The following is a 17,036-nucleotide window of genomic DNA, read 5'->3' as shown; positions in this document are numbered from 1 at the left end:
CGTGGCCCGTCACCTCTACCCCTGCCCGCTGCGCTGGTCGGACATGGACGCCTTCGGCCACGTCAACAACGTGGTCTTCCTCCGCTACCTGGAGGAGGCGCGCATCGACTTCATGTTCCGGCTGGCGCCCGGGGACGGTTCGCCGTCCTTCGCGGGCGGTTCCGTCGTGGCCCGCCACGAGATCGACTACCTCCGGCCGCTGGTCCACCGCCACGAGCCGGTCACCGTCGAGTCCTGGGTCACCAAGATCGGCGCGGCGTCCCTGACGATCGCGTACGAGATCAAGGACGCGGATCTGGTGTACGTGCGGGCCTCCACGGTCGTCGTGCCCTACAACCTGGTGGAAGGGCGGCCCCGGCGGATCTCCGCCGAGGAGAAGCTCTTCCTCCAGGAATACATGGAGCAGGAGCCCGCCGCGGCATGACCGTGCCTGTGCACTCCGTGCTCTTCGCCGACGCGAGGGAGGCGGCGGACCTCGCCGCCTTCCTCGGCCGGCTGCTCCACTACGACCGCGCCGCCGCCGTCCGCCTCCAGGCGGCCGGCGGAGCGCTGGCCGTGTTCGGGCGCCCGCCGTCGTTCGACGTGCTGGCGATCCGTACCGCCCGCCTGGCCGGAACCGGGAGCCCCGGGACCGTCGAGACCTTCGACGTCACGGTGTCGGCGGGGGAGTTCCTGGAGACCCTCGGCCCCGAAAGCCCCGAGGACTCCGACGGAGGGGCCGGCGTGCTGCCCGCCCCCGTCACCGGACCGCCCTGGACCGGGCTGCTGCCGCCGCGCGGCCCCTGGCGGGAGATCCCCGGTCTGCCGGGTCCGCAGGACCTGCGGACCGCGCTGACCGTGGCCGTCGGCGAGTTCCGCGCCCGCGACGAGGCGCTCCCCGAGGAGCGCCGCACCCGGGCCGAACGCGATCTGATCGGCCGCGAGATCTGGTCCCGGCAGGTCGGCGGGACCCCGCTCCCGCTGCGTGCCGTGCACGCGGCCCAGTCGCTCGGCTTCCTCCGCCCCCAGCCGGACTTTCCGGTCAGCCTGCTGTCGGCGGGTTCCTGGCTGCGCCTGCGGACCCCGTACGGCTCCGTCGCGCTGCGCGCCGAGGGCAGCGGCGGGCTCGGAGCGCTCCAGGTGTCGGTCGGCCGACGCTGAAACCCCCGCGCCGGCCCCCGCACAGATGCTTCAGTCGGCCGTGTTCACCATCGAGGCCGCCGCGTACGTGAGGTAGGACCACAGCTGCTGCTCGTGCTCGGGGGCGAGGTCCAGCTCGTCCAGGGCCACCCGCATGTTGGCCAGCCAGGCGTCGTGCGCCGCCCGGTCCACCCGGAACGGCTGGTGCCGCATCCGCAGCCGGGGGTGGCCGCGGTGGTCGCTGTACGTCCGGGGGCCGCCCCAGTACTGCATCAGGAAGAGCGCGAACCGCTCCTCGGCCGGACCCAGGTCCTCCTCCGGGTACATCGGCCGCAGCAACGGGTCCTGGGCCACTCCCTCGTAGAAGCGGTGCACCAGGCGCCGGAAGGTCGCCTCGCCGCCGACCTGCTCGTAGAAGGTCTGCTCCTGAAGCGTGTCGCGCGGGTTCTCTGTCACGTCTCCATGGTCGCAGACGTACCGGCCCAGGTCCGGGGTCCTAGGACCCCTGCGGACCGGCGGTGGGGCGGGCCCACCCGAAGACGAGTCCGGCCAGCGCGCAGATCCCGGCCGACAGCAGCAGGGACCAGCCGGCGTGCGCGGCCGCCGCGGCGCCCATGAGGGCGACGCCGAGGGTGGCGCCGACCTGGCGTACCGCGTTGAGCAGGCCCCCGGCCGAGCCCGCGGTGCCCTCCGGGGCGGCGCCGACCACCGCCGCGGCGAGGGCCGGCAGCACGAAGGAGATCCCGAAGCCGGTGAGCAGCAGGCCCGGAGCGAGCCAGAGGCAGCTGACCCCGGTGAAGGCCGGGAAGGCGAGCGCCGCACCCCCGGCGGTCAGCAGGGACAGACCGGTCAGGATGGGGGGCCGGGGACCCCTGCGCGCCACGATCCGGCCGGTCAGCGGCGGATTGGCGGCGAACGGGACCGTCAGCGGGAGGAAGACGAGCCCGGTCTCCAGCGCGGTCAGGTGCCACTGCCGCTGGAGCAGCAGGGGGAGTACGAAGAGCGCGCCGGCCAGCGCGAAGCCGACGGCCGCACCGGCCAGGAGACCGGCCCGCACCCGGGCGGACCGCAGCAGCGCGCGGTTCAGCACCGGCGACCGGCTCCCCCGCTCCCGTACGAGGAAGGCGAGCGCCGCGAGGAGGAATCCCGCCGACGACCACACCGCGTGCCCCGTGTTCCGCGCCCCGGCGGCGATCAGCGCGTCCGTGAGCAGCGCCAGCGCCACCGCGGCCGCCGCCTGGGCGGGCCAGTCGATGGGGCGGTCACCGCGCGGACAGGCCACCGAACGCCCCCGGGTGAGGGCCAGCGCCACCAGCCCGACGGGCACGTTGACCCAGAACACCGCACGCCACCCGGCCGCCTCGACCAGGAGACCCCCGACGAGCGGGCCGGCCGCGACGGCCGCCCCGCTGACCGCGGCCCACACCGAGATGGCCCGCGCCCGCTCGGCCGGCTCCGGGTAGAGCCGGCCGATCATCGCCAGGGAGGCGGGTACGCACGCCGCCGCGGCCGCGCCGGAGACCGCCCGGAGCAGCAGCAGCGTGGTCAGGCCGGGAGCGACGGAGCTGAGCACCGACGCGAGGACGAACACCGTGACACCGCCCCGGAAGAGCCGCTCGGCCCCGAACCGGTCGGCCGCGGCCCCGGCCGACAGCAGCAGCGCCGCGAAGGCCACGGTGTAACCGGTCACGGCCCACTGGAGTCCGGCCATCGACGTGCCCAGGGAGGAGGCCAGATCGGGCTCGGCGACGGAGAGCACCGTGGTGTCGAGGAGGACCATGAAGTAGCCCAGCGAAATGCCCGTCAGCGCACGGGCCCGCCGTCCTTTCGGGCTCTTCGGGGCGGAGACGCCCGTGGACGTGGGCGGGTCGACGACAGCCATGACGGGACGGCCTCCTGTGAGTTCGGGGAGTTCGGGGAGTGCGGGAAGTTCGGGAAGTGCGGGAAGTTCGGGAAGTGCGGGAAGTTCGGGAAGTGCGGGAAGTGCGGGAAGTGCGGGGAGTTCGGCCGCGCGGTCGGGAACGGGAGCGGGGCGTCCGGGCGAACTCGGGTGCAGGCAGCCCACCTTGGCCGTCGCGGGGCGCGGGCTCCACCGGCTCGTCCGCACGGGGCGTTCGGAATCTCCGAACGCCCGCCCGCGTTCTCCTCCGTCATGGAGCTACGCCAACTCAGGGTCTTCGCGGCCGTCTTCGACCACCGGACCGTGACCGCGGCCGCCGTCGCGCTCGGTCTCGCCCCCTCCTCGGTCTCGGAGCAGATCCGCTCCCTCGAATCGGCGCTCGGGGTGTCCCTGTTCGACCGGGGGCCCCGGGGGATGGAGCCGACGGCCGCCGGGCAGCGGCTGCGCGGCTGGGCGCGTTCCCTGCTCGACACGGCCGAGCGGGCCGTCCGCGACGTCCGGGCCGAGCGCCGGAGGCTGCGGCTCGGCGCTCTGGAGACGCTGGCCGGCTCCCACGTCCCGCTGGTCCTCGCCCGGCTGGCCGAGCGGCGGCCCGGGACGGACGTCGAGGTGCACGCCGACGGCAGCCGCCAGGCACTCTTCGCGGACGTCGTCGCGGGGCGGCTCGACGCCGCGCTGCTGCTGGACTCCGGCGAGGAGATCGGCGGCCTCGGCTTTCCGCCCCCGTCCGAACCGCTGGCCTTCGTCGATCTCGACCCGGTCCCGCTCGCCCTGGTCGCCGCTCCCGCGCACGCGCTGGCCGGCCGGAGCGCGCTGGTCCCCGCCGACCTCGGCCGCGAGCGGCTCCTGGTCAACGTCCCGGAGTGCTCGTTCCGGATGGCCGGTGACCGGATCCTCGGTACCGGCCCCGAGCGGGTCCGGGCCGGCGGGGTGACGGTGATGCGCGCCTGGGCGGAGCACGGCCTCGGCATCGCGCTGCTTCCGCACTTCGCGGTCGCCGACAGCCTCCGGGCGGGCACCCTGGTCCGGCTCGGCCTTCCCCTGCCCGACCTCAGCCTGCGCCTCGTCTGGCGCGAGGACCGCGAGGCCCTGCCCGGCCTGCGGGACATCCTGTACGCCGCCGCCCACGCCACCCACCCGTCCCCGTGACGGACCCGGGCGACGCACCCGGGCGACGGACCCGGCCGAGGCACCCGGCCGAGGCACCCGGCCGAGACACCCGGCGGGCCGCCGCCGCTCGCCCGGCGGGCGCCGCCGCAGGAGAGTGGAGGCATGGGTGGACCAGAGCGCGCGGCGCGCGATCCGTTCGAAGCCGCAGGGGCGGCGGCCCGGCAGGCCATGGTGCGGCTCATCGTGGCCGACGGCGGGCTGCGCGATCCGGCCTGGCGTGCGGCCTTCGAGGACGTGCCCCGCCACCTGTTCGTGCCGTACTACTACGAGGGCGGGCTCCTCGGCCACGTCCGCCTCTGGGGCGAGGACGCCGACCCCGTACGCCGCGAGCAGTGGCTGCGCGGGGCGTACGCGGACGGGCCGCTGGCCACCCGGATGAAGGACGGCGAACTCGTCTCCTCCAGCAGCCAGCCCTCCCTGATGGCGCTCATGCTCGAAGCGCTGGACGTGCGCGAGGGCCAGAGCGTGCTGGAGATCGGCGCGGGCACCGGCTACAACGCCGCCCTGCTCGCCCACCGGCTCGGCGACCGGGCGGTCACCACCGTCGACCTCGACCCGGAGATCACCGAGTCCGCCCGCCGCCACCTCGCCGCCGCCGGATACCGCCCCACCGTCGTCACCGGCGACGGGGCACGCGGCTGCCCGGGGCGGAGCCCGTACGACCGGATCATCGCCACCTGCACCCTGCCGCTGATCCCGGAGGACTGGCTCGCCCAGTGCGCCCCCGACGCGCGCATCCTGGCCCCCTTCGCGACCGGGCTGATCCTGCTCCGGGTACGGGAGACGGCGGGCGGGCGGCGGGCCGAGGGGCACTTCCTGCACACCCCGGCGTTCTTCGTACCGCTGCGCGGGACACGGGAGCGGTACGGCGGCCCGGCCCGGCGCATGACCGGGAACGACCTCTACTCGTTCCTGCTCACCCTGGCGGGCGGCACGCTCGGCGCGGACGAGGCGATGAACCTCTGGGAGGGCGAGGGGCGCCCCGACCGGGAACGCTTCGGCCTCACCGTCGACCGGGGCCGGCAGTGGGCCTGGCTGGACGATCCGGAGGGCCCGTACGTATGGCCCCTCACCGGTCACGAGGAGCGGTGAGGGGCCATACGGGGTGCGGCTGGGGGCGGGGGCAGTCCCGGCGGGCTGCCGGGGCGGGTCAGCCCCGGCGGACCGTGATCGTCGTCCACGCCCCGACGTGCACCTGGTCGCCGTCCTGGAGCGGGACCGGTACGTAGGGCTGGATCGGGTCCTCGGCGCCGTTGAGCGTGGTGCCGTTGGTGGAGTTCTGGTCCACCACCGCCCAGCCGCCGTCCGGCTGCTTCACCAGGACCGCGTGCTGGTGCGAGACGCCCGGGTCCTCCGGCGGCACCGCCAGGTCGATGTCGGGCGACTCGCCGGTGGAGTGCCGACGGCGCCCGATGGTGACCTGGCTGCCCGCGAGTTCGAGGTGCTGCTCGGGGGAGTACGCCGGCAGGTTCAGCCCGGTCGCCTCCGGGCCGCTGCGCTGCATCATCGCCAGGAAGTAGTCACGGTCCGGCGCGATCACCGCGGTCCAGGTGGCCGGCCGCGGCGGCTCCTGGCCACCGGGACCCGCCTGGCCGCCCTGCGCCCCCGGACCCGCCTGGGCACCGGGGAAGCCGCCCTGACCGGGGAACGGCGGAGGGAAGGCCCCCTGGGGGCTCTGCTGCTGGAAGGCGTGCGGCGGCTGCTGGTGCGGCGCGGGGGCGTGCGGCGCCTGGGCACCCGCCTGCGCCCCGGCCTGGCCCCGCGAGGGCGGCGGCAGCATCCAGTCGTCCGCCTCCGGCGCGGACGCCGGACCGGGCGCGGGCGGCGCGCTCTGCTGGAACGACGGCGGCGGGCTCTGCTGGAACCCGGCCGGCGGACCCTGCTGACCACCTTGCTGACCACCCTGCTGGCCCTGCGGACCGCCCTGCTGACCGACCTGCTGGCCCTGCGGGTAGGACGGCTGCCCGGGGAACTGCTGACCGCCCTGCGGGAACGGCGGCTGCGGGCCCGGCCCGCCCTGGGGGTTCGGCTGCCCCGGACGGCCCTGCTGCCCCTGCTGGAAGGCCGGCGGCGGGCCCTGCTGGAAGGCCGGGGGAGGCGGGCCCTGCTGGAAGGAGGAGGGCGGCGGACCCTGCTGGAACGCGCTCGGCGGCGCCTGCCGTCCGTCGCCGTCCGGTACGAGCGGCTCCGCCGGGCGGTTCAGCTGCGAGGGGCGCGAACCCTGGTACTCGAAGGGGTCGCGCGGCTGCGGGGCCTGCGGGGCCGAGGTGTGCGGGCCCTGCGACTGCGGGGCCTGCGGGGCCTGCCGGGGGCCGGGCTGCGCCTGGAAGCCGGGCGGCAGGTTGAGACCGGGCGCGGCTCCGCCACCGGCGCCGGGCTGCGGAGCCAGCGGGGTGTACGAGGTGGCCGTGTTGGTGAGGAAGTTCCACCGGCACTCCTCGCAGAACGGGCCCCCGGGCTCACGCGGGGTCCGGCACTGCGGGCAGAGCTCGACGCCGGCGGTCGGCTGACCGCCGGGGCCGGAGCCCTGCGGGTAGCCGTACCCGGGCGCGGGCGGCGGAGGGGGAGGCGGGGGGACGGTACCGGGCGGGCGGGCTCCGGCCATGCGATGTCCGCAGACCTCGCACCAGTCCTCGGAACCCGACTGGTGTCCGTTCGGGCAGGTCGGCATGTCGGCGCTTCCCCCTCTCCTCGTCCGGCCCAGGGGGCCGTCATGCTCGTCGATCGCCGTGCGCGCGGCGGGGCGGAGGGTCCGCCCTCGGCCGTGCGGACGACTCTGTCGCTCGGCTTCGTCTGTGTCGTTCTCTTGCTACTTCTTGACGCGAACGGTCTTGGTGGAGCGCGTTTCGAGTGTCATCTCGTCCGCTTCCGCGACCTTCGCTTTCAGTCGCACAGTACCTGTCGCGGCGTCGACCACGTCGACCACCTTCGAAAGCAGCTTCGCGGTGTCCTCGTTGCCGGAGACCGACGCGAGCTGCACCGCGCGCCCCAGTTTCGCGGTCGCCCCGTTCAGGTCCCCGGCCTTGCGGGCGTCGAGTCCCTGCTGGATCACCCGGGCCAGCTCGGCCTGGCCCGTATAGTGCGCGACCTGCGGATTCATCGCCGTGGACGCCACCAGATCGTCCGTCCACACCGCCCGTACGAGCCCCTGCGCGAGGGTCACCGGAGCGCCCCCGCCCGAGGGGGCGGGGAGCACCAGGGAGACCCGCGCCGCCAGCATCTCCTGGCCGATCCGGGCCTGGGGAACCCTGACGCACACGTGATAATCGCGGGATTCGTCACCCCAGGAACCCGTCGGATAGTCCCCGGCGCGCGGTCCCGCCCCCGTCCTGCGCCCGGTCAGGTCGACGACCGACGGAGCGACCTGCTTCACGAAGAGGATCTCGGTGTCCACCGGCGTCCAGAGCCGCAGCGCCACGTCCGCGACCTCCTTGCCCATGGCGTTCTCCATCATCCGCGTGAAGTCCGCGGCCAGCCCGGCCGGGTCGGCGACGATGTCGGCGGTGCCCAGCAGGGCGGAGGCGATGCCCGTGACCTCCTTCACCTCCCAGTCGGTGCCGACGCCCCGGGCGTCACAGGTGAAGCGGCCCGCGCAGGAGTCCAGGGCCGCCCGCAGATCCTCCGGCGCCTCGTGCTCGTTGCGCCCGTCGGTCAGCAGGATGCCGTGCCGCAGATCCGCCCCGGCGGTGCCGAACAGCCGGTCGGCGAGGCGCAGCCAGGTGCCGATCGCCGTGCCGCCGCCCGCGCTCAGCCCGCGCAGCGCGTCCTTGGCCTGCGCCTTCGTCAGCCGGTCGGCCGTGGCGAGCCGGCCGTTGCCCGGGTAGACGTCCTTCGCCACGTGCGTACCGGCCACCACCGCGAACCGGGTGCCGTCGCGCAGGGTGTCGATGGCCGCCGCGGTGGCGTCCCGGGCGTTGCGCATCTTCGTCGGCGGGTACTCCATCGACCCGGAGCAGTCGACCATGAGCACGACCGCCGCGTTCGACGCGGACGCGGCCGCGTCCCCGGCGAGCGGCACCCCACCCGTCGTACCGCCTCCCGTGGAGGTGACGGTGACGATCGCGTTGACCTCCCGGCCCCCCTCGGGGAGGTAGCTGTTCTGGTACACGTCGACGGAGAACCGCGGCGCTTGCGACTTGGAGAAGTTGGCCATGGAGCGGCTCCTCGGTGCCCCACCGGTGGGACGGATACGGGCGTGCGGTTGGCGGTCGGTGACCGGGCGGGAAACGGTCCGGAAGCAGCGGTAAGCAGCGGGAAGCGGTGGGAAACAGCCGGAAGCGGTGGGAAACGGCCGGGAGCGGTCGGGAGCCCGTCAGCCGGAGTGTGCCCCGGTGGCCGGTACGGCGAACGGCAGCAGCGCCACTGTTACGTTGTCGTGGCCCCCGCCGTCGAGCGCGTGTCCCACCAGCACCTGGGCTCCGTGCAGCGGGCGTTCGCCCGCGTCCCGGGGTACGGCGGCGGCCATCTCCTCGGCGGACTCCGCGTAGTTCCAGAGCCCGTCGGTGCAGACCACCACGGTGCCCGGCCGGTCGGGCTTGAACGCCGCGGTGTGCGGGTCGAGTTCGTAGGCGTCGGCGCCGAGCCAGCCGGTGATCGCGTGGGCCCGCTCGTCCGCGTACGCCTGCTCCTCGCTCATCAGGCCCGCCGCCACCATCTGCGCGGCCCAGGAGTCGTCCTCGGTGAGCCGGGCCGGCTGCTGGGTACGGTCGGCCGGCACCCAGTAGACGCGGCTGTCGCCGACCCAGCCGACGATCAGCAGACCGGCGGCGACGACCGCGCCGACCAGGGTGCAGGCCGGAGCGTTCTGGTGACGGTGCGGATCGTGCTCCGTCGCGCCCTCCTGCTCCTCGGCCAGCGCGTTGACGGCCCGGGAGGCCGCGACGATCGCTTCGTGCATCGCCTGCTGCGGGTGGGTGCCGCGCGGCAGGGACTCCAGGAGGGACGCGTCGGCGGCGTGCGCGGCGGCTGCCGACGCCTCGTCGGGCCGGTGCGCGGAGGACACCCCGTCGCAGACGATCGCGACGACGGCCGGCGAACCGTCCGGCAGCGCCGTCGTCGACACGGCGAAGGAGTCCTCGTTGCGGTGGTGGCGCAGCCCGCGGTCGCTGACCGCCGCCACCGGGCCGAGCTCCCGCTCCATGTGGTCGCGTTCGCGCGGCTGGGCGTGGCCGCAGGTCTCGCAGTACCCGTCGGTGTCCACCCGGCCGGCCCGGCAGGCGACGCAGAGCTTGGTGCCGGCCGGGGCGCTCGTACCCGCGGCGGGGGCCGTGGCGGTCGTGACGGTGCCGGGGGCCGCGGTGGCCCCGGGGGCGCGCGGGTCGGCGGCGGGTACGCCCTCGGGGGCGGACGCCGGTGCCGCCAGCTCGAAGTCCCCCGATACGTAACCGGGGTCGGCGTAACCGGGGCTGAGGGAGCCGGGGGCGTGGCCGGGGCGCTGCCCCGGTACCGCCCGGTCGTCGTGGCGCACGGCGGGCGGGGCCACCGGCGCGGCGGGGGCCGCCGCCGCGCGGGCGTACAGCGGGTGCCCCGCGGAGTCGAGGCCCGGGAGGTCGGCCGGACGGTGGACGGGCGCGGGCTGGTCCGAGGTGTCGGTCTCGGACGCGGGCGGCCACTGGACCGGAGCCGGAGCCGGAGCCGGAGCCGGAGTCGCAGCCGCAGCACCCGGGGCCGCTCCCGGCGGGGCGGGAGCCGTAGGGGCCACGGGCGGAACATGCGGTACGGGCGGAACAAGTGGTGCGGGCGGGGCCGGTGGGGGTGGAGGCGGGGTGGTGATCGCCATCGTCGGCCGGTCGCCCGGCCGTTCGGGCACGGCCGACAGGTCGTAGCCGCAGGCGCCGCAGAACAGGTCGCCCGGCTCCAGCGGTTCCGCGCAGCTGGGGCACGTCGGCAGGGGAGCCGCCTGCTGGTGGATCTGTGACATCTTCACACCCACGTCCGGGGGCGGAAACGGTTGGCCCGCTCCACCAGTTCGATCCTCTCGTCGCCCTGCTGAGCCAGCCTGGCGAGCATCCGATAAGCGCGTTCCAGCCCGAACCGGAGCCCCCGCTCGTCCAGTTCGCTGCCGAGCAGCGTCCGCGCGCCCGGCCCGGAGAGCGCGGGACCCGCGGACGGACGGGCGGGTCCTGTGGAGAGTACCCAGTCCAGCGCGGTCCCCAGCACCTCCGTCGAGAGGCGCTCGCGGCGCACCGCGTCCAGCCCCAGCCCGGCCAGCGCCGTGATCTGCTCCGAAGCGGCGGCCAGGTCGTCCGCCAGCGGCTCTCCCGGGTCGCGCCCGCGCAGCCGCGCGCGGACCGAGGCGACCCGGGCGGCCGTGAAGTGGATCGACGCGGCGGGCACCGACTCCAGCGTCCGTACGGCACCCGTACGGTCCCCGACGGCGAAGCGCACCCGGGCGAGCCCGAACGCGGCGCTGACGAAGCTCGGATCGGTGGTCCAGACGAGGTGGTAGTAGTCGGCGGCGTTGTCCAGCTGCCCGAGCACCTCCGCGCAGACGCCGAGCGCCAGCTTGGGTGCCGGTTCGCCCGGGAACGCGTCGTACACCGCCTCGAAGGAGAGCGCCGCGCGCTCGCGGTCACCGGTCACCAGGGAGACGACCCCCCGGTACCAGACCACCCGCCAGTCGTCCGGGTGCCGGGCCTCCAGCTCGCCCAGCACATGGCCGGCCGCGCCGTACTCCGCCAGCTCCAGCAGGGCGCGCAGCTCGCGCAGCCTGGTCTCCGGGGAGGGGGCCGGTACGGTGCGCAGCGCACCGATCAGCTCCTGCGGAGCCGCCGCCATCACCCCCGCGAGGAAACCGGCGTTGGGGTCGCTCGCGTCGACGCGCGGCACCGGCAGAGCGAGCGCGGTGGCACCGGCGTCGAGACCGTCGAGCCACTGGCCGGCCCCGGACGGTGCCGGTCCCGCCCCGGACGGCGGGACCGGAACGGCCGCCGCCGGGTGGGCGTACGGCGGAGCCGCCTGCTGCGACGGCACGTACGGGGACGCCCCGCCGGCCGGCGGACGGCCGCTCGTCGGACCGCTCACATGGGTGGGCGGGGCGCCGAGGGCCGCCGCCGAGGGCTGGTACCCGGCCGGCGGGGTGTACCCGGACGGCTGGGAGTACGGGGAGGGCTGGGAGTACGGGGAGGGCGCCGCGTATCCGGAGGGCCCCGTGTATCCGGAAGGCTGGGAGTACGGGGCGGGTGCCGCGTACCCCGGGGCCGGTGCGTACCCGGCGGGCTGCGGGCCGGGTGCTCCGGTGCGGGCCGGGGGCACACTGCCGTACGGCCCCGGGCCCACCGGCAGTGCCGCCGCCACCGCCGGAGCCACCGCGCCCGGAGCGACCGCGCCCTGCGGGGCGGCTCCCGCGAGGGCGCCCGCGGTGGGCTTCCCGCGCCGCTTCGGGCGTCCCGGGCGTCCCGACCGTCCCTCCGTCCGCCCGCCACGGCCGCCGAGGCGGGAGACGTCACCGGTCAGCTCGGCGAACAACTCCGTGTCCGTCACCCGCAGTTCCGGGCCGAACAGGGTGGAGAGCGCCGGGCGCGGGCGGCCCGACTGGAGCGCCACGACCTCCCGGAGCACCCCCGTCAGCTGCTCGGCCATCTCCTCCGCCGAGGCGAAACGCCGTGCCGGGTCGGGGTCGGTGGCGCGCACCAGCAGCCGGTAGAAGGACTCGTACGTCCGGAAGACCTCGATGTTCTCCGGGTCGGGCAGCGAGTCCACGAAGACGTTGGTGTAGCCCTGGAAGTCGAAGGTGAGCACCGCGAGGGTCCGCGCCACCGTGTACAGGTCGGAGGCGACCGACGGGCCGACCTCCCCGACCTCGGGGGCCTGGTAGCCGATCGTGCCGTAGATCGCCGACTCCTCGTCGTCCATCCGGCGGACCGCGCCCATGTCGATCAGCTTGAGCTGGTTCTCCGTCTGGATCGCGTTGTCGACCTTGAAGTCGCAGTAGAGGAGGTTGCGGCTGTGCAGGTGGCCGAGCGCCTCCAGCGCCTCGATCCCGTACGCGCACGCCTGCTCGACCGGCAGCGGATCGCGCCTCCCGGCCGGGGTGCGGCGGTCGTTGGCGATCTCCTTCAGCGCCTTGCCGCCGACGTACTCCATCACGATGTAGCCGTCCAGCGAGCCGGTCCGCTGGTCGAGGTGCTCGACGAAGTTGTAGATCCGCACGATGTTGGAGTGCTCGATCTCGGCGAGGAAGCGGCGCTCCGAGATGGCCGCCGCCATGGCGTCCTGGTCACCGGTGTCCAGCAGGCCCTTGAGGACGACCCAGCGGTCCGAGACGGCCCGGTCCACCGCGAGGTACACCCAGCCGAGCCCGCCGTGCGCGAGGCAGCCCGCGACTTCGTACTGCCCGTGCACCACGTCACCGCCGCGCAGCTTCGGTACGAAGGAGTACGGGTGCCCGCACTTGGTGCAGAACCCCTCGGTGCGGCCCGGCCGCTCGCCGCGCGCCCGGCCCACCGGCGCCCCGCAGTCCGAACGCGAGCAGAACCGCTTCCGCTCGGGGACCTCGGCGTGCGCCATCACGGCCGCACGCGGATCGGGGCGCGGCACGTCCGGCACCTGCACGAGGCCCGCGCCGAGGCGCCCCCGGCCGGAGGAGCCGCCCGACGCGCCGGAGGCCCGTACCGACACCGACGGCACGCTCGCCCCGCCGGACAGCCCCCGCGAGAGCCGGCCCGAGACGGACCGCCGCGAGGTCGACGAACGTGAGGAGGCACGGCCCGAGGAGCGCGAACCGGCCGGTGCGGACGCCGAGTTGCCGGCGCGCGCGGCGAAGGCGCCGCCCGCGACGCCGGTGGGCGGGGAGGCGACCATGCCGTTCGGGGAGACGACGGGGGCCAGACCGCAGGTGTCGCAGTACAGCTCGCCCTCGCCCATGTCCTCGTACGCGCCCTCGCACGTGGGGCGCTGGCACCGGCTACTCATCGCGTCTCCCGCTCGTCGTGCCGGCCGTGCCGGTCGTGCCCGTCGTGGGCGCCGGGCTCGTCGTACCGCCGGTCCTCGGGCGGGGGCGTCCGGCCCGGAGCCGTCATCTCGGCGGCCGTGCGCTGGTAGCGCAGCACCGCCTGGTCCGCGACCCGCAGATCGCAGGGCGCGCTCCACAGCATCCGGCGCGCCGCGTCGTACTGCTCGATCAGCAGCGGGTCCTCCGCCAGCCCGTGGCGCGCCACCTTCGCGCGGTACGCGTCGAGCCGGCCCCGCAGCTCCGCGCGGACGGCGAGCGGGGCGGTCACCGAGGTCAGCGACTCGCGGGCGCGCAGCAGCTCCTCCTCCGCCTCCCGCTCCAACTGCTCCAGGAGCGGCGGGAGCCGGTGCCAGCGGGCGTGCCTGCGGTGCTCGGAAGCGGCGGCCAGCCGCTCCTGGAGCGCGGTCGGCGGACCGCTGACGGCGGGCACCTCCGAAGCGGCGATCTTCGCCAGCACCTCGCCCCGGGCGTTCCGTGCCTCGGCCAGCGTGCGGTCGGCCCGCGAGAGCACGTCCCGCAGCCGGGCGAGCCGGTGTTCGGCGTCCTGCCGGACCGCGAGGACCGCCTCGATCTCCCGCCGCACCTCCTCCAGCGCGCGGGCCGCCCGGTCGTACCGCGCGGTGTCCGCGCGCCCGCCGCCCGGCGCCGCGCTGCCCGGACCCGGCAGCCAGAACGCCAGCGGATCGGCGATCACCAGGGCCCGCAGCTCGGCGAGCTCCCGGGTGATCGACTCCAGGTCGTCGCCGGACGGGTGCTCGCCCGGCCGCACCCCCACGGAGTGGGCCAGCGAACGGGTGCGGTGGAGCTCGGCGGCGAGCAGGTCGATCCTCGCGGGCAGCGCCGACCAGACGGAGTCGGAGGCCACCACCATGTCGAGCGAGTGGGCGTAGAGCGTGTTCATCCGGCTCACCAGCTCCTCCAGCGAGAAGCGTGTCGCGAGCCGGGCCGGACCCTCGGCCGAGGGGTCGGGCGGCGCCGCGCCGTGCGCCACGGTGATCTCGCGCCCCCGGAGCAGCCCGGTGAGGGTCTCCAGGTCCTCCCGGCCGGGGTGACGCCGGCGGGCACGCACCTCGCGTGCCCGGGAGAGCGCGTCGGCGTACGCGTCGAAGTACCCCCAGAGCAGGGTGATCGACCGCTCGGTGGTGGCCCAGCGCTCCTTGGTCACCCCGGACAGGTCGGCACCCTCCAGGAGGCGTCGGCCCGCATGGTCCTGCAGGGCGAGGAGAGAGGTCTCGATCGCCTCGTGCTCCGCGCCGAGCCGGGCCAGCGCACGGTCAGCCTCGTCCCGGTCCATGACGGGGCCCGGGGGCCTGGACGCGTAGCTGGGGAAGGGTCCCGCGACGCTCATCGCTCACCTCTCCGCTCTCCCCGCCGGCCCGTGGGCCGCCGGGATCAGTTGCTCCGGTACGAGGGCGCCGGGGGCGCCGTGACGCCGGGCAGCCCGGCCTCCAGCCAGGTGCGGTACGAACGCATCCACGGGCTGTCCGCACCGCCACTGCGGTAGTCCGCCAGCACCTGGTTGACCCGGGCCACCAGGTCGTCGGAGCCGAGCTTGGCGGCGACGCCGTAGTACTCCGTCGTGAAGGGGCCGCCCTTGAGCTCCACCGTCGGGTCCTGGGCCACCTGGCCCGCCGCCAGCGCGTTGTCCGTCACCACCGCGTCCACCTCACCGAGCTGGAGGCGCACCAGGCAGTCGAGCTGGCTGGGGACGGTCAGCCGGTCCTCGTCCCCGGCGGTGCCGTCGTGCGCGTCCTCGAAGACCGCGCCGTACGACTGCTTCTTCAGGGCCTCGTACGCGGTGGAGCCCTCGGCGGTGCAGACCCGCTTCCCGCGCAGCGAGGCGTTGTACCCGGTGATGTCGGAGGCGATCGGGGCGAGCACCTGCTGGCCCGCCCGGAAGTAGGCGGTGGAGAACGCGACCTGCTTCAGCCGCGCGCAGTTGATCGTCATCGTCCGCACCACCACGTCGACCCGGCCGCTCTCCAGCGCCGCGATCCGCTGGCTGGTCGGGATGGCCCGGAAGACCACCTTGGAGGAGTCGCCGAGGATGTCCTGGGCGATGGCCCGCACCAGGTCGATGTCGAAGCCCTCCAGCTTCCCGGTCGCCGGATTGCGGTACCCCCAGCGGTAGCTGTTCTGGTCCACCCCGGCGACGAGCTTGCCGCGCTCCTTGATCCGCTCGACGCCCGGGCCGTCGTTCCGGGACGGCGGCAGGCTCGCCTCGGGCTTGTCGCAGGTGTCGGCGCGCACCTGGGTGGCCTTCGCGGTGCCCGGGCCCGGGTCGCCGCCGAAGGAGGCGGCGGTGCCGTGCGTCAGCGGCAGCAGGGCGAACAGGGCGGTGAGCGCGCAGGCCACCGCCATGGCCGTCACCCCGCCCCAGCCGCGCAGCCTGCCCCCGCCGGTCCGTGTCCGTGCCATCGCTCCCCCTCCCACCGCTCCTCCCGCTGCCGGTACGTCCTCGTTCACCGGTACTCCCCGAGTCTCCGGCCGATCCCGATGATCGCGGCGACCGCTCCCAGCACCGCCAGGACCCCCGCCCCCACCGGCAGCCCGTCCAGGGCGCCGCGGCCCCGGCCGGCCGCCGCGTCGAACTGCTTCTGCTCGTGGGCCAGGGCCGTCTCCAGCGCGGCGTCCACCTTCGAGAAGCACTCGCCGGTGGAGTCCTTCGCCCCGATGACCAGGGCGAGCGCGCCCTCGTAGTCGCCGCCGTCGTCGGTCTTCCGGGCGTCGGCGTGGCGCTTCTGCCACTCCGTCACGCTGCCGACGGCCGTCTTCACCGGGGTGCTCCCGGTGGAGTCGTCCGCCAGCTCGCCCGCCTTGCCCAGCTCGGTGCGGAGCGTGGCCATGTCGGCGGTGTAGTCGGTCTGGTACTGGTCGGCGGAACCGTCCGCGGTCAGCACCGCACCCCGGGCGACCAGCGTGAGGTTCTCGTTGGCGCGGGCCTTGAGGGAGGCGATCCGCGCGCCGTTCAGCACGTCCAGCGAGGCCTGGCCGTCCGCCATGGCGTGGTGCAGCTCGGCCCTGGCCAGGGTCTGCCCGGCGGCCAGCCAGACCAGCGCGGCGGCGGTCGCGGCCGTCGCGGCGAGCAGCCCGCGGCTGAAGACCCGGTTGGTCCGGCGGTAGTCGCGCCGCTGCGCCCAGGCCAGTACGGCGAGGGCCACGATCCCGGCGGCGAGGGCGACGAGCGGCCACTGCCGGGCGTCCCGCTGGTCGGCGTCGAGCCGGCCGGTCTCCGCCGTGTACAACCGCTCGGCCGCGGGCAGGAGTTCGCCGCTCATCTTCTGGTTGGCGTACCGGAGGTAGGCGCCGCCCAGCGGCAGCCCGAGGCGGTTGTTGGCGCGGGCCCGCTCGACCAGTCCGGTGTAGACCGGGAGGAGCTCGTTCATCGTGCGGATCTCACGGCCCGACGAGGTGGTGGCCTCGGTGTTCGCCGCCGCCTTCACCAGCAGCCGGGAGGCGTTCAGGATGTCCTTCTCGTACTGGGCGCGGACGCTCGAAGGCTCCTGGGTGCCCGCGAGGAACCCGCTCGCCGCCATGGTGTCCGCGTCGGCGAGCGAGCGGTAGACGGCCGCCGCGTCCGCGCTGAGCGGCTGGCTGCGGCTGACCACGTCGTCCGCGGCGGCGGCCCGCCCGGAGACCTCCACGGCGGTCACCGCCCCGAACGCCACGACGAGCAGGGCGAGTACGGCTCCGACGAGCCGCAGCCGCCCCGGCTCGGTCGTCGCCGCGTCGCGCAGCCGTCCCGCCAGCGCGGATGCCGCCCCGCGCCGCTGCGCGGGCACGCCGGAGGTCCGCACCGCTCCCTGCTGTCGCGGCGGGCCCCCGATCGGCGGGTGTGTCACTCGGCTTCCCCCTCGGTCACTGACGGCGCTCCCGCCCCCGGCCGGTCGGGGG

Annotated in this window: 13 protein-coding genes; 4 read left to right on the top strand and 9 right to left on the bottom strand. The window is 75.4% G+C overall.

Translation table 11 applies throughout. The features are described from left to right. The first annotated feature begins 1 nt into the window (after position 1). Both ACWCWD_RS09095 and ACWCWD_RS09090 read left to right on the top strand, forming a co-directional pair. Positions 2 to 424, top strand: coding sequence for an acyl-CoA thioesterase (locus ACWCWD_RS09095; RefSeq protein WP_450771358.1), 423 nt, complete (start codon positions 2 to 4; stop codon positions 422 to 424). Next, a complete protein-coding gene (locus ACWCWD_RS09090; protein ID WP_450771357.1) occupies positions 421 to 1,140 on the top strand; it encodes a hypothetical protein in 720 nt (239 codons plus the stop codon). The genes ACWCWD_RS09095 and ACWCWD_RS09090 overlap by 4 nt, the downstream gene beginning before the upstream one ends. A gap of 30 nt (positions 1,141 to 1,170) precedes the next feature. On the opposite strand, the gene ACWCWD_RS09085 is transcribed toward ACWCWD_RS09090, so the two are convergent. After that, a complete protein-coding gene (locus tag ACWCWD_RS09085; RefSeq protein WP_327175860.1) occupies positions 1,171 to 1,575 on the bottom strand; it encodes a globin in 405 nt (134 codons plus the stop codon). Between the two features lie 40 nt (positions 1,576 to 1,615). After that, positions 1,616 to 3,001 carry an MFS transporter gene (locus tag ACWCWD_RS09080; protein ID WP_450771356.1) on the bottom strand — a complete coding sequence of 462 codons (1,386 nt, stop codon included), beginning with the start codon at positions 2,999 to 3,001 and terminating at the stop codon, positions 1,616 to 1,618. A gap of 270 nt (positions 3,002 to 3,271) precedes the next feature. On the opposite strand from ACWCWD_RS09080, the gene ACWCWD_RS09075 reads away from it, so the two are divergent. Together ACWCWD_RS09075 and ACWCWD_RS09070 are read left to right on the top strand one after the other, a co-directional pair. After that, a complete protein-coding gene (locus tag ACWCWD_RS09075) occupies positions 3,272 to 4,168 on the top strand; it encodes a LysR family transcriptional regulator (RefSeq protein ID WP_450771355.1) in 897 nt (298 codons plus the stop codon). A 123-nt stretch (positions 4,169 to 4,291) separates the two neighbouring features. Further along, positions 4,292 to 5,281 carry a methyltransferase domain-containing protein gene (locus ACWCWD_RS09070; protein WP_450771354.1) on the top strand — a complete coding sequence of 330 codons (990 nt, stop codon included), beginning with the start codon at positions 4,292 to 4,294 and terminating at the stop codon, positions 5,279 to 5,281. Between the two features lie 58 nt (positions 5,282 to 5,339). On the opposite strand, the gene ACWCWD_RS09065 is transcribed toward ACWCWD_RS09070, so the two are convergent. From ACWCWD_RS09065 to ACWCWD_RS09035, 7 genes are all read right to left on the bottom strand, one after another. Next, positions 5,340 to 6,860 carry an FHA domain-containing protein gene (locus ACWCWD_RS09065; protein WP_450771353.1) on the bottom strand — a complete coding sequence of 507 codons (1,521 nt, stop codon included), beginning with the start codon at positions 6,858 to 6,860 and terminating at the stop codon, positions 5,340 to 5,342. 138 nt (positions 6,861 to 6,998) lie between these two features. Continuing rightward, positions 6,999 to 8,342, bottom strand: a complete 1,344-nt coding sequence (locus ACWCWD_RS09060) for a vWA domain-containing protein (RefSeq protein ID WP_450771351.1) — start codon at positions 8,340 to 8,342, stop codon at positions 6,999 to 7,001. Positions 8,343 to 8,501: 159 nt separating this feature from the next. Next, positions 8,502 to 10,109, bottom strand: a complete 1,608-nt coding sequence (locus tag ACWCWD_RS09055; protein WP_450771350.1) for a PP2C family serine/threonine-protein phosphatase — start codon at positions 10,107 to 10,109, stop codon at positions 8,502 to 8,504. A 2-nt stretch (positions 10,110 to 10,111) separates the two neighbouring features. Continuing rightward, a complete protein-coding gene (locus ACWCWD_RS09050) occupies positions 10,112 to 13,102 on the bottom strand; it encodes a tetratricopeptide repeat protein (RefSeq protein WP_450771349.1) in 2,991 nt (996 codons plus the stop codon). Further along, entirely contained in the window at positions 13,099 to 14,490 is a 1,392-nt protein-coding gene (locus ACWCWD_RS09045) for a hypothetical protein (protein WP_450771348.1), read from the bottom strand. Before ACWCWD_RS09045 ends, ACWCWD_RS09050 begins: the two co-directional genes overlap by 4 nt. A 44-nt stretch (positions 14,491 to 14,534) precedes the next feature. Then, positions 14,535 to 15,560, bottom strand: a complete 1,026-nt coding sequence (locus ACWCWD_RS09040) for a glutamate ABC transporter substrate-binding protein (protein WP_450771347.1) — start codon at positions 15,558 to 15,560, stop codon at positions 14,535 to 14,537. Between the two features lie 44 nt (positions 15,561 to 15,604). Further along, the gene (locus ACWCWD_RS09035; protein ID WP_450771346.1) at positions 15,605 to 16,984 is read right to left on the bottom strand and encodes a hypothetical protein; all 1,380 of its coding nucleotides are present in this window, start codon (positions 16,982 to 16,984) and stop codon (positions 15,605 to 15,607) included. Between the last annotated feature and the right edge of the window lie 52 nt (positions 16,985 to 17,036).

It is taken from the genome of Streptomyces sp. NPDC001493 (genome assembly GCF_053597235.1).
The sequence above is the reverse complement of the archived record's forward strand: the minus strand, read 5'-3'. Positions and strand labels throughout refer to the sequence as shown.